At 60.9% G+C, this 12463-nt stretch carries 12 protein-coding genes; 4 read left to right on the top strand and 8 right to left on the bottom strand.

Translation table 11 applies throughout. From position 1 onward, the window contains the following. Window positions 1–11 precede the first annotated feature (11 nt). From HAT86_RS02580 to HAT86_RS02570, 3 genes are all read left to right on the top strand, one after another. Window positions 12–1316: an NAD(P)/FAD-dependent oxidoreductase gene (locus HAT86_RS02580; protein WP_167193093.1), complete on the top strand. Its 1305-nt coding sequence runs from the start codon at window positions 12–14 to the stop codon at window positions 1314–1316. Between the two features lie 359 nt (window positions 1317–1675). Continuing rightward, window positions 1676–2038 (top strand): hypothetical protein, encoded by a 363-nt coding sequence (locus HAT86_RS02575; protein ID WP_167193091.1) that lies wholly within the window; start codon window positions 1676–1678, stop codon window positions 2036–2038. 160 nt (window positions 2039–2198) lie between these two features. Continuing rightward, complete coding sequence (locus tag HAT86_RS02570) at window positions 2199–3407, top strand: DegT/DnrJ/EryC1/StrS family aminotransferase (protein WP_167193089.1); 1209 nt, start codon at window positions 2199–2201, stop codon at window positions 3405–3407. A 49-nt stretch (window positions 3408–3456) separates the two neighbouring features. Here HAT86_RS02570 and HAT86_RS02565 read toward each other — a convergent pair whose 3' ends face one another. The 4 genes from HAT86_RS02565 to HAT86_RS02550 all read right to left on the bottom strand — a co-directional run bounded on the left by HAT86_RS02565 (window position 3457) and on the right by HAT86_RS02550 (window position 7546). Continuing rightward, window positions 3457–4422, bottom strand: a complete 966-nt coding sequence (locus HAT86_RS02565) for a LysR family transcriptional regulator (RefSeq protein WP_167193087.1) — start codon at window positions 4420–4422, stop codon at window positions 3457–3459. 12 nt (window positions 4423–4434) lie between these two features. Next, entirely contained in the window at window positions 4435–4998 is a 564-nt protein-coding gene (phaR, locus tag HAT86_RS02560; protein WP_167193085.1) for a polyhydroxyalkanoate synthesis repressor PhaR, read from the bottom strand. 147 nt (window positions 4999–5145) lie between these two features. Beyond that, complete coding sequence (locus tag HAT86_RS02555) at window positions 5146–5595, bottom strand: phasin family protein (RefSeq protein WP_167193083.1); 450 nt, start codon at window positions 5593–5595, stop codon at window positions 5146–5148. Between the two features lie 133 nt (window positions 5596–5728). Further along, window positions 5729–7546 (bottom strand): PHA/PHB synthase family protein, encoded by a 1818-nt coding sequence (locus HAT86_RS02550; RefSeq protein ID WP_167193081.1) that lies wholly within the window; start codon window positions 7544–7546, stop codon window positions 5729–5731. Between the two features lie 104 nt (window positions 7547–7650). Between HAT86_RS02550 and phaZ the strand changes: the two genes are divergently transcribed. Continuing rightward, window positions 7651–8964: a polyhydroxyalkanoate depolymerase gene (gene phaZ, locus HAT86_RS02545; RefSeq protein WP_167193079.1), complete on the top strand. Its 1314-nt coding sequence runs from the start codon at window positions 7651–7653 to the stop codon at window positions 8962–8964. Window positions 8965–9069: 105 nt separating this feature from the next. On the opposite strand, the gene HAT86_RS02540 is transcribed toward phaZ, so the two are convergent. From HAT86_RS02540 to HAT86_RS02525, 4 genes are all read right to left on the bottom strand, one after another. Continuing rightward, the gene (locus HAT86_RS02540) at window positions 9070–9330 is read right to left on the bottom strand and encodes a hypothetical protein (protein WP_167193077.1); all 261 of its coding nucleotides are present in this window, start codon (window positions 9328–9330) and stop codon (window positions 9070–9072) included. Then, window positions 9323–10048 carry an alpha/beta fold hydrolase gene (locus HAT86_RS02535; RefSeq protein ID WP_167193075.1) on the bottom strand — a complete coding sequence of 242 codons (726 nt, stop codon included), beginning with the start codon at window positions 10046–10048 and terminating at the stop codon, window positions 9323–9325. The genes HAT86_RS02540 and HAT86_RS02535 overlap by 8 nt, the downstream gene beginning before the upstream one ends. 195 nt (window positions 10049–10243) lie before the next feature. Beyond that, on the bottom strand, window positions 10244–11002 hold the full coding sequence (locus HAT86_RS02530; protein ID WP_167193073.1) for an alpha/beta hydrolase: 759 nt from the start codon (window positions 11000–11002) through the stop codon (window positions 10244–10246). Window positions 11003–11188: 186 nt separating this feature from the next. Further along, window positions 11189–12430, bottom strand: a complete 1242-nt coding sequence (locus HAT86_RS02525) for an MFS transporter (RefSeq protein ID WP_167193071.1) — start codon at window positions 12428–12430, stop codon at window positions 11189–11191. Between the last annotated feature and the right edge of the window lie 33 nt (window positions 12431–12463).

The following is a 12463-nucleotide window of genomic DNA, read 5'->3' as shown; positions in this document are numbered from 1 at the left end:
CGGGCCCCTGCATGAACCTGCTTTTCACCAATGACCGTCCGGGCCAGTATCCCGCCAGTTGGTATGCCGCCACCGCCACACCGCTGGAGCCTTTTGCGCCCCTGCGCGGGCAGGAGAGGGCCGATGTCTGCATCGTCGGCGCGGGCTATACGGGTCTGTCGGCGGCGCTGCATCTGGCGGAACGCGGCTATGACGTGGTGCTGCTTGAGGCGCATCGCGCGGGCTTTGGCGCATCGGGGCGCAATGGCGGGCAGCTTGGTTCGGGCCAACGGATGGAACAGGACGCGCTGGAACGGGTGGTGGGCCGCGACGATGCCGCAAAATTGTGGGATCTGGCCGAAGACGCCAAGGCGTTGGTCAAAGGGCTGATCGCCAAGCATTCGATCGATTGTGACCTGAAACCGGGCATCGCGCATATGTGCTTTACCCCGTCCGAGGTGTCGGCCGAGCACGCCTATGCCGATCATCTGGCCGCGCGTTATGGTTACACCGCGCTTGAAAAGCTGGATCGTGACGCAGCGCAGGCGATCTGCCCCTCGCCGCGCTATGTGGGCGGCACATTGGACATGACGGCGGGCCATCTGCACCCGCTGAACTATGCGCTTGGGCTGGCCCGCGCGGCGCGTGATGCGGGCGTGCGCATCTATGAAAACACGTTGGTGGCGCAGGTCCACAAGGGCCAGCCCGCGCGCGTTCAGACCGACAAGGGCGCTGTGACCGCAGATCATGTGATCCTTGCCTGCAACGGCTATCTGGGCGGTCTGGACAGGCGCGTGGCCGCGCGCGTCATGCCGATCAACAATTTCATCGCCGCGACCGAACCGCTTGGGCCGGAGGCCGCCAAGGTTCTGGCCCGTGACATCGCGGTGGCCGATACCAAATTCGTTGTCAATTATTTTCGCCTCAGTTCGGATAATCGCCTGCTGTTCGGCGGCGGCGAAAGCTATGGCTATCGCTTTCCGGCCGATATCGGGGCGACCGTGCGCAAACCGATGGCGCAGATTTTCCCGCATCTGGCGGACGTGCGGTTTGACTATACGTGGGGCGGCACCTTGGGCATCACCATGAAACGCATGCCCTATCTGGCGCGACTTGGCCCCAACATGCTGTCGGCCTCGGGCTATTCCGGGCACGGTGTTGGCACCGCCACCCATGCGGGCAAGCTGATGGCGGACGCTATCGCCGGTCAGGCCGAAGGCTTTGACACGCTGTCACGCGTGCCTGCGCCGCGTTTTCCGGGTGGCAGCGCGCTACGCTCGCCGCTCTTGGTGCTGGCGATGACATGGTATGCGATGCGCGACCGACTCGGCGTGTAAGCTTTTTTTGCCGCGCGGATGGTCGAACCCCCGCCAAACACCCCCCAAAACGCCCGCGGAACGTGTTAACAAAGACCTCACCGCGACGTGTCAGACATGTGATCCAAAGTCCCCCAAACCGCCTTGTGCAGCACCAAAGACGGGCCACGCCATGCGCCGGGCTGCGTAATTTTGCAGCCCCGTAAGGAGATTTGCGCAGCTCGCCCGATCACGGCCAGATCGCAGACCCTTCACGCCCCAGAGAGCGCGTTCTCGATCACGCGCCACCTCACCAGTCCGTGTAAAACTTGTGTTTTGCAACAGGTGCTTAGCGCCCGCATCTTCAGGTCATCGCAACCGAAACTGAAAGAGAAAACAACATGACCAAATCTGCAAACACCCCCGCCCGCCGCGTTCTGCCCCTTGTGATCGGTGCCGCCCTGACGGCAACCGCCCTGCCCGCCACTGCCGGAGAGCGCACCGTGATCGAGCAACTGCCGACTCAAATCAGCAAGAGCGCATTTCAATCACTCAGCGGACCAGAGCTGTATCAGATAGATATCGCCCACAAGCGCGGTCAGCGCGTTCAGATCGGCGATTACAGCCCCTCGCAAAGCCGCGCGGCTGTGGACAAGGCGCTGACCAGCGGCGAGACCAACGGCGTGTCCCGCAACACGCTTGGGACGTCCGGCAACAAGACGGGATCGCCCCATTTCCCCGGCACCACTCCTAACCCGCGGTGATCCATGGCCCTTGTGGCCAAGCATCATGCAAGATTGGCTCGGGCGCCCCCTGTGGGCGCCCGTTTTTGTGCGCGCGGCAGCCTGTCACAGAAATTTCGCTTGGGAGAACTTCTCATATCGTTTAGGTTTCCCGAAACATAACTTCAGGATTTCCGAACACATGACCCTGCCGCCTAACGTCTACGACGCCGAGCCAATCCCCGACACCGCCCGCGCCGAGATCGACCGGATGCTGCAATCCGGCGATCTGTTCCGCTATACCGCACCTGAAAACGCACCTGTTGCTTTGCTGGAGCAAGAATTTGCCGCCCATCTGGGCAGCCGCTATGCGCTGGCCGTTTCCTCCTGCTCGGCGGCGTTGTTCCTGTCGCTCAAGGCGCTTGGCCTGCCCCGCGATGCGCGGGTGCTGATCCCCGGCTTTACCTTTGCCGCTGTTCCGTCATCTGTGGTGCATGCCGATTGCGTGCCTGTCTTGTGCGAGGTCGGCGACAATTACCGCATCGACATTGCCGATTTCACCGCCAAGCTGGACAATGTGCAAGCCGTCATCATCAGCCATATGCGCGGCCATACCAGCGACATGGACGCCATCATGGAGCTGTGCACCGCCCGCGATATTCCGGTGATCGAAGATGCCGCGCATTCGCTTGGCACAACATGGGCGGGCCGCAACATCGGCACGATCGGGCGCGTGGGGTGCTTCAGCTTTCAATCCTACAAGCTGGTCAATGCCGGCGAAGGCGGGATCATGGTCACCGACGATGCCGATCTGGTCGCCCGCGCCGTCATCATGTCGGGGGCCTATGAACATAACTGGGCCAAGCATATTGATGGGGACGATACCGCCCTGCGCGATGCCTTCGCCAAATGGCAAAACCGCCTGCCGCTGTATAACCTGCGGATGAGCAACCTCAGCGCGGCCATTATCCGCCCGCAAATTGCCGAAATCCCGCGCCGCGTGCGCGATGGACGCACCAATCACGATCATGTCGCGGCGCTGTTGAACACCTCGCCCTGGATCAACGTTCCGCAACCGCTTGGCCCAGAACAGCGCGCGCCGGATTCGATCCAGTTCAACCTTGTGAACATGAGCGATGACGACACCCGCGCCTTTGCACAGGCTGCCGCCGCGCGTGGCGTCAAGGTGCAGGTATTCGGGCTGTCCGCCGACAATGCGCGCGCGTTCTGGAACTGGCAATTCCTGCCCGAAGCCCCCGGCGACTTGCCGCGCACACGCGCCATGCTGATGCGCGCCTGCGATGCCCGCCTGCCCGCGCGGCTGACACGCCCGGAACTGGATGTGATCGCCGATGCCTTGCTACAGGCCGCCACCGATGTGATGGGCGAGGCGCGCGCCTACGGCACCTGATGCCAAAACCATTGCGCGCAAAGGCCCGTTTCGCAACGGAAACGGGCCGCTACAACACCGTTAAAGACGTCGCAAGGAACGGGTGTTCGGCGATTGCTGGGGTGACGATCCGGTCTTGCAGGATCGGGCGCAAACTGGCCGCCACCTGCAAGGGCATTTCCCCCAGAATATCCTTGCGCGCCATAAGGCTGATGGTGCGCGACAGCGGCTCGAACGGCAAATTCATCACGTCGATCTGATCGGCAAACCGCCGCGCGCGCATCAAGGCCAGTGGCGGCAGAATGGTCCAGCCCGCCCCCTGCCCAACCAGCGCCAGAATGGCGTGATAGCTGTCAATCTCGAACCGGTGGCGCAGGGTCAGGTTTTGCCGGGTCAAATGTGCGCTGACCAGACGGCCCATGTAATGGCGTTGCGTGTATTGCACCAATGTCAGGCGTTTAAGCTGGCGCAGGATATCCTTGTTCGGGTCTATCGCGCCCTTGGGCGCCGCCACCACGAAGCCTTCGCGCAGCAGCGCATGCACCTCGGCCCAATCCGCGCCACCGCCCAGATCCGCTGCCACGATCACATCCAATGCGCGCTGATCCAGCAGATCGAACAGGTAATGGCTGGCCCCGGTTTCCAACAAAAACTGACAGCCGCGCAACTCATCTGCCATATGGGTCAGTAGCTGCGGTGTCACATCGGCTTCGAAATCCTCGATCATGCCAAGGCGAAACCGCGTCAACATCGACATGTCCGACATCGCCAGTTCGGCACGGGCTTGCGTGGCCTCGTTCAGGATCACTTGCGCATGGCGCTTCATGATTTCGCCTGCGGGCGTCAGCCGCACGGGCCGCGCGTTGCGTTGCAGCAGGGTCGCGCCAACCGCGCTTTCAAGATTGGTCAATTGCTGGCTTACCGCCGAAGGGCTGGCCCCAAGGCGCTTGGCCGCCGCCGAGATCGAGCGTTCGTCGGCCGCCGCCATGAACACTTCTATCCCCCATAGGGTGATGCGGCCCGGACTATCGACCACCTTGGCCCACCCCTATTTGTTCAGCTTGGAAAGTTTATCCTGCAATTCTGACAGCTGTTTGCGAATATCGTCCAGATCTTCGTCGCTGTCTTTGTCAGTGCTATCATCGGTGCTGCGAGAGGGTGTGGTCGCCATCCCCCCTAAGCCACCCGTCATCGCCTTGAGAAACGCCTCTTGCTGGACGCGCATGGCATCCATGCCCGGCATCGTGGCCAACGGGTTGCCCTTGGTCATGTTTTCAACCATGGCCGATTGGCTATCGCGCAGCATCTCGAAACTGGCGGCCAGAAATTCGGGCACCACGCTGGTGGCCTGATTGGTGTAGCTGCGCACCAAATCGTTGAGCACGTTGACCGGCAACACGTTATCACCGCGGCTTTCATGCTCGGCGATGATCTGCAACAGGTATTGTCGGGTCAGGTCGTCGCCGGATTTCAAATCAATGATCTGAACCTCGCGGCCTTTCTGGATAAACTCGGCTATATCTTCCAGCGTCACATAATCCGACGTCTCGGTATTATACAAACGTCGGCTGGCATAGCGTTTGATCAGCAACGGCTTGTCAGTTTCGGCCACGTCGCGACCCTCCCATATATCGGTGCTGCAGCGCAGTTTATGCCAGCGCAGAGCAAAAAGAAAGGGCAGACCGCAATGGGCCTGCCCTTGTCAGTCCGGCCGATCCGGGAGGATGGATCGCACCGAATGTCATCTGGCGATGCGCGCTTACTTGGCGGCGGTCGCTTTCTTGGCAGCCGCTGTCGCGTCGTCAGTGGCTTTCTTGACGGCGCTGGCTGCGTCTTCCTGCATGCCTTTGCCGGCCGCCATCATCAGTTCAACGGTGTCAGTCTGAACTTTCTTGGCGATTTCGGCAAAAGCCGCCATGTTTTCGGCAGCCACTTCGGCGTTGGCCGATGCGAAATCGGTCATCGCTTTGGCGTAATCGGCAGGCTCTGCCTTGGCTTTGCTCATGTCCGACAGTTTGGCCAGAGTCTCTTTGGTCCATTTGCTGGACAGCTCAGCCGACTTTTCAGCCGCGTCCAAGGCAACGCCCGACAGCTTTTCGCTGAGGTCGGCTTGGTTCTTGAAAACATCTTCCATCGCTTTGGTGTCGACGGGGAATGCGCCCATAACGTCTTTCATGACGGTGGTGAAATCTTGTGCTTTAGCAGCCATTGGTAAATCCTCACTTGGTTTGATCCGCGGGACGATCCCGCTGTTCTGCAACTCCAAGTAATATGAATGCTGCACTGCAGAAAATCAACTGCTTTTTCTGCGGTGCAGAAATTTTTCTCAAAGTGCTTTCAAATCAGGCACTTGCTTTTACCCGCACATAGGTGCCCGGCGCGGGCGATAGCGGCGGATGCGCCGAATCGCCGGGGTCTCTGGCGGCAACCTTCTTGCCGGACCGCTTGCGCAGCCATGCCTCCCACCGCGGCCACCATGACCCGTCATGGAACGTGGCCCCCGCGCGCCAAGTCTCGGCGTCACCGCTGAGGTCGTCATTTGTGTAATGGCCGTATTTCTTTTTGCTGGGCGGGTTCACGATCCCTGCGATATGGCCGGATTCCGACAAAACAAAAGTCCGATCCTTGGACCCTGTTTGCTGAAACCCACGATAGCAGTCTTTCCAAGCCGCGATGTGATCGGTCTCGCAGGTGACGGACATCAGCGGCACTTTGACATCGCTGATGTGCAATGTCTCGCCGCACATCTGGATGCCATCGCCGACAAACTCGTTTTTCTGGCACAGATCGCGCAGGTATTCGACCGTCATGCGCCCCGGAAGGTTGGCCCCGTCGCCGTTCCAATACAACAAATCAAATGCCGGCGGTGCCTCGCCCATCATATAGCTGCGCACGGCGGGCTGGTAAATCAAATCGTTCGAGCGCAGAAACGACATTGTTCGCGACATGATGAACGAGCGCAAGATGCCCTGCTCGGTCACCTCTTTTTCGATCCCATCGACAAAATCGTCCTGTAGAAACGGGGTGAATTCGCCCTGCTCGGAAAAATCTGTAAGCGAGGTAAAGAACGTGGCGCTTTTCACCGATGTGTCGCCCCGCTTGGCCATCAGCGCCAAGCTAAGATGCAGCGTCGTGCCCGCGATGCAATATCCTACCGCATTGACCTTCTTGACCCCGCAAATCGCCTTGGCTTCGCGAATGGCGGTCAGGAACCCGTCTTCGATGTAATCCTCCATGCCCACATCGGCATAGGACGCATCGGGGTTGACCCAGCTGACGACAAACAGGGTGTAGCCCTGCTCGGTGATCCATTTGATCAGGCTGTTTTGTTGCTTGAGGTCGAGGATGTAAAACTTGTTGATCCACGGCGGAAAGATCACCAGCGGGGTTTCGTAAACCTGATCGGTGGCAGGCGCGTATTGCACCAGCTCGAACATTTTGTTGCGAAACACCACCTCGCCCGGCGTGGTGGCGATGTTGCCGCCCAACTCGAACGCGTCCTCATCCGTCAGACGCACCAGCAATTCGCCCTTGTTGGCCTCAAGATCGTCGACAAGGTTTTCCAACCCGCGCACAAGGCTTTCGCCTTCGGTCTCCACGGCTTTTTCCAAGGCATCGGGATTGGTGCCCAGAAAATTCGTGGGGCTCATCATGTCGATGATCTGATGTGCGAAATAATCCAGCCGTTGCTTTTCCGTCCGATCCAGATCGTCCACCTGTTGTACCGCCTCTTCGATCGCGGCGGCGTTCAGGGCGTATTGGTGCTTGATGTAGCGAAAATAAGGGTGCGTGTTCCACATCGGATTGGAAAACCGTTTATCGCCTTTCAAAGGGTCGTCTTCTTCGCCCGCGTCATCTGCGGCGACCACAGCGGCGTGCCCCTGCAGCAATTGATGTTGCGCCTCCATGAAATGGCGCACGGATTTCCCCCAGTATTCGACCTGCCTTTCATAAAGACGCCCGGGATTTTCCAGAATCTCGGACCAATACGAACTGGCCGCCTTGGCGAACAAATCCTGTGAGGGGCCGCTTAAACTGGGGTTGGCGGGGTTGCGCGCCGACAAAGCCGTGATCAGCCGTTGCGACAACTCTTCGACACGCGCCAAATTCTCGGTCATTTTTTCGAGATTTTCGCCCATTGCGTCCTCTTTTGTTGCCATTGGTAGAAATTCCTCTTAAGTTTCTGCTATGCAGCATTGCGCACCCCACCCGGGAAAATTGCGCCGTATGCGACCGGAACAGCCCGGACAGCAAGGAGACGACGATGCGCTACATGATGACTTATGACTGGATGGAAACCCTCCGGAATACCAATCAATGGATGGGCGCATCGGCCCTTGCGATTGCATCTTATCCGGTTTTTTCACTGACGCCAAACCCTGCGTTGCAATGGATGGCCGCATGGGGCGAGGTGACCGAGCGCACCTTCCAACGGACCGTGACGAAACCCGATTGGGGCATCGAATCGATCACCGGCGAAGATGGCCGCGACCACCTGATCAATGTCGAAACCGTTGTCGAACGCCCGTTCGGCGACCTGATCCACTTTGATGTCATGGGCCGCGACGAAATGGACCGCCGCGTTCTGCTGGTCGCGCCGATGTCGGGCCACTATGCCACGCTGTTGCGATCAACCGTGCGATCGCTGTTGCCCGACTGCGAGGTCTATGTGACCGATTGGCACAATGCCCGCGATATCCCCGTCTCGGCCGGGAAATTCGATGTCGAGGACTACACGCTTTACCTGATGGATTTCATGCGCGAGTTGGGAAGCGACCTGCACGTGATCGCCGTTTGCCAGCCCGCGCCGCTGACACTGGCCGCTACCGCCTATCTGGCCGAGATTGAACCCGATGCGCAGCCGCGCTCCCTGACCCTGATCGGTGGCCCGATCAACCCCGACGCAACGCCCACCGACGTGACCGATTTTGGCCGCCGCGTGACCATGGGCCAGCTGGAAGAAACCATGATCCAACGTGTGGGGTTCAAACACAAAGGCGTCGGGCGCATGGTCTATCCGGGCCTGTTGCAATTGTCGTCCTTCATGTCGATGAACGCCGACCGCCACGCCAAGGCGTTTTCCGATCAGATCCTGCGCGTGTCGCGCGGCGAGGCCAGCGATCACGACCCGCATAACAAATTCTACGATGAATATCTGGCCGTTATGGACATGCCCGCCGAATTCTACCTGTCCACGGTTGAACGCATCTTCAAAGGGCTTGAAATTGCCAAGAACGAGTTTGTCGTCAATGGTCACAAGGTCGATATCGGGGCGATCACCAATGTCGCGGTCAAAACCGTCGAGGGGGCCAAGGATGATATCTCGGCCCCCGGCCAATGTGTTGCGGCCCTTGATCTGCTGACCGGCCTGCCCGATGACAAAAAAGCCAACCACCTTGAACCCGGCGCGGGCCATTACGGCATCTTCGCGGGGCGCAGTTGGCGCAACAATATCCGGCCTCTCGTGCTGGATTTCATCGATGCCAATTCCGAAGCCCCCGCCGAACGCAACCGGACCAAACCGCGCAAGGCCAAAAAGGCCCAACCGAAAGCGGCCAACAAAAACGCGGTGGCTTGAACCGGCGGTGTGGGCTGAGGCGCGGGCCGGTTTAGGGGGCGCTGCCCCCGTCGCCGCAAGCGGCGACTCCCCCGGAGTATTTGTGGAACAATGAAGGGCTTGGCGTTAGCGCTTGTCCTTAGGCGGGTTGTCTTGGCGGCCCCTGATCCAGCGGACAATCGGGACGAGGTCGAGCGCCGCCACCGCCACACCGAGCGGAAACATCCAAAATCCGATCACCGGTAGAAAGCCAAAAACACCGCCCAACATCAGCAACAGCCCGGCGACCAGACGCAAGCCCGGCGGCAAATGACGTTTCGACCAGACCTGCACCTGGCGACGCATGCGGCGCAACCGGGCGGTCCAACCGGGGCGGCGATCAGGCATCGGTTCGGGTTTGCAAGACGTAGGGTTGTTGCAACCAGCCCAGTAGCGCGTCGGTGGTGGCCTGCGGGGCCTCCAGCGTTGGCAAATGACCCGAATCCTCGATCACCTGAAGTTCTGCGTAGGGGATCAGATCGGCCATGAAGCTATGCCGCTTGACCGGGGTCAGACCGTCCTGCGCACCGCACAGGACCAAGGCTGGCACCTTGCAGCGACGCAAAACCGATTGGTAATCCCGGCGGCGCTGCAGCGCGCGAATCTGACGGATGACCGCCGTTTCCCCCAGATGGGCTGCCATATCCAGCACCATCGCCATGATTTCAGACCGTTGCGGACCGGAGGCCAAGGCATCGGGGGGCAACAGAACCTCGGCGGCCTCCTGAAACCGGCCGGCGCGCAACTTGATGATGGCAGGCTCGTATTCGGTGGCCGATTGCGGCGTTTCAGCAAGCGAATTGGTGTCCATCAGGGCAATCCGGCTGACACGCTCGGGCGCGCGGCGCAGAAGTTCCATCGCTACGATCCCCCCCATCGACAGCCCGGCAAGCGCAAACTTGCGCGGCAACAGGTCCAGCAACCCCGACGCGATCTCTTCGATCCGCTCACCTTGGGTCACGGGCGCGACTGTCACCGCGTGCTCGCGGCTGAGGGCCGCAATCTGCGGGCCAAACACCCGCGCATCGCACATCATACCCGGCAAAAACACCAACGGGTCACGCATATCACTTTTGTCCTTTACCGCACAGCGGGGCCGCCCGCCGGCGCACCTTGCCACAGCGCGGCACAGGGTCAAGCATTGCGCACCGCCAAGTGGCTGTCGGGTCACGCATTCGGCGAACAGCCGCCTTTGTGCCGCCGGGCCGCGCCTTTCCTCAGGTGTTTGCGTGGCCTTGGGGGGTCATATGGCATCCCCGAATCATGCCGTTCCACACCGCTCCAAAACCTCTTCGAGCGAGGTTTCGATCAACGCCAAACAATCGTCATCGGAAAAGCGGTGATCGGCGCCGTCCACCAAGGTCAGCCGCATATCGGGGCCCTGCGCGTGATCCAAAAGGCGCAGCGCCACGGCGGTCTCCACATCCGCGTCGGCGTTGCCCTGCAAGAACCGCACCGGACAGGGCAAATCCAGTGGGGCGCGCAGAACCAGATGATTCCGGCCATCTTCGATCAGCCTGCGGGTGATGATATAGGGCGCGCCATAGTCACTGGGCAGCGCGACTTCGCCGTTTTCCTGCAAGGCGGCGCGCTGTGCGGCGTCAAACCCGGCCCACATCGAATCTTCGGTGAAATCGGGGGCCGCGGCTATGGTGACCAAACCGGCCAGCTTGTCGGCCATGCCGCGGGCACATAATAGCGAAATCCAGCCGCCCATCGACGAGCCGACCAAGACCTGCGGGCCGTCGGTGAGCGCGCGAATTGCTGTCATTGCATCTTGGGCCCAATCCCCGATGCAGCCATCGGAAAACGCGCCCGACGATTGCCCATGCCCGGAATAGTCGAACCGCAAGAACGCCCGGCCCGTGCGCTGTGCCCATGCCTCAAGATGCACGGCCTTGGTGCCCTGCATGTCGGATTTGAACCCGCCAAGGAACACCACACCGGGGCCGGTGCCCTCGGTCTTGTGATAGGCCAAGCTGCGGCCCTGTGCGGTTGTCAGAATTTCGGCCTGCGGCATGCTTGTCTCCCGTCGATGGTCTTGCGAGGGTGAGACTTGCCAAACCGGCGCGCAGATGCAAGGCGCGATTGCGGCCAAGGCGACCGACCCGATGAACTGCCGCACTGGCCGGTTCGCTTTGCTGTAGGGACTGCGAGCATGATGGTGTCACTCTGCAGGCTGTGGCCCATATCTATGTGGCCAGCCTCAGCCCGCAGACACGTCGCGCAACCTCAGCGCCAGCAAACCACCAGCCAGCGCCATCACGGCAAAGCCGGTCAGGGCCGCCAGCGGCCCCAGCCATGTCAGCGCGCCGCCAAAGGCCCCGCTGACCAGCAAGATCCCCCCGATGGCGGTATTGGCCACCGCCGCGTTGACCGAGCGCCGATCCTCGGGCGAGATATCCACCAGATAGGTCGAGCGCGCCTGACGCACCCCGTGGTAGGCGACCATCAAAACGAACAACACGCAGGGAATGGCCCAAACCGTTCCGGCCAACCCGGCCAGATGCAACGCCATGGCCCCGGCCATCGCCAAAGCACCAAAGGTGCCAGATAGCAAAAGCATCACCCGCGCTGAGCGGTCCGCAAGCCACCCCCAAAGGTATGAACTCAGAAAGCCCGCCAAAGATGAGGCCACAACAAGCGCGCCCAAACTGCCAGTGGCCGTGGCCCCCGCCTGCGTGCCCAGCACCACCATGTAAGGCGGTGCCAGCGCGGTTGAGACCAACAGACCACGCACCACGATGAACCGCCGCAGGTTTTGATCGTCGCGTAGAATGTGCCAATACTCGATTGCGCCACTTGGGGCGTCTGGCGCGCTGTCGTCTTCGTGCAGCCCGGCCAGCGTGACCGACGCCGCCAGCCACAGCGCCCCGGCCACGGCGATGGCTGCGACCACGGCGGTTTGGGATTTCAAGACGCCGCTGACCAGTAGCAAGGCGAACACGAAAACCAATCCCGATGACACGGACCCGGCCGTGCCCGTCACCGTGCCGCGCCGCGACTGGCCCACGGTTTTGCCCAGAATGTCCTTGTAAGACACCGAACAGGCCGCCCGCGAGACGGCCAGCCCGGCCAATAGCCCACAGATGACCGCCCCGGCCCACCACCCGGCAAGGGTCCAAGCCGCTAGTGCAATCAACATAGCGGCAACGCCCTGCCCCGCACTGCCAACAACCCAGACCCAGCGGCGCTGGCGCATCTGCTGCAACCGTCCGGCCATGACCACTTGGGGCAACAACGCCCCAGCCTCGCGGATCGGCACCAGCATCCCGATAAAGGCCGCCGGAACGCCTATGGTCGCCAGCAGCCAACTGAGAACAAGTTTCGGGTCAATCAACCCATCCGACAGTTTCGACAAGCTTAATGAAACGATATGGCGCAGGCCGTTGCGCGCCTCGGTTTCATCGGTGGTCTGACCAGTCAGCCGGTCGAACAGGTAGGGCAAACCAAGCCTTTCATTGCCGGGGTGTTTTGAACG

The organism is Roseovarius gahaiensis (assembly GCF_011601345.1).
Classification (GTDB): domain Bacteria; phylum Pseudomonadota; class Alphaproteobacteria; order Rhodobacterales; family Rhodobacteraceae; genus Roseovarius; species Roseovarius gahaiensis.
The sequence above is the reverse complement of the archived record's forward strand: the minus strand, read 5'-3'. Positions and strand labels throughout refer to the sequence as shown.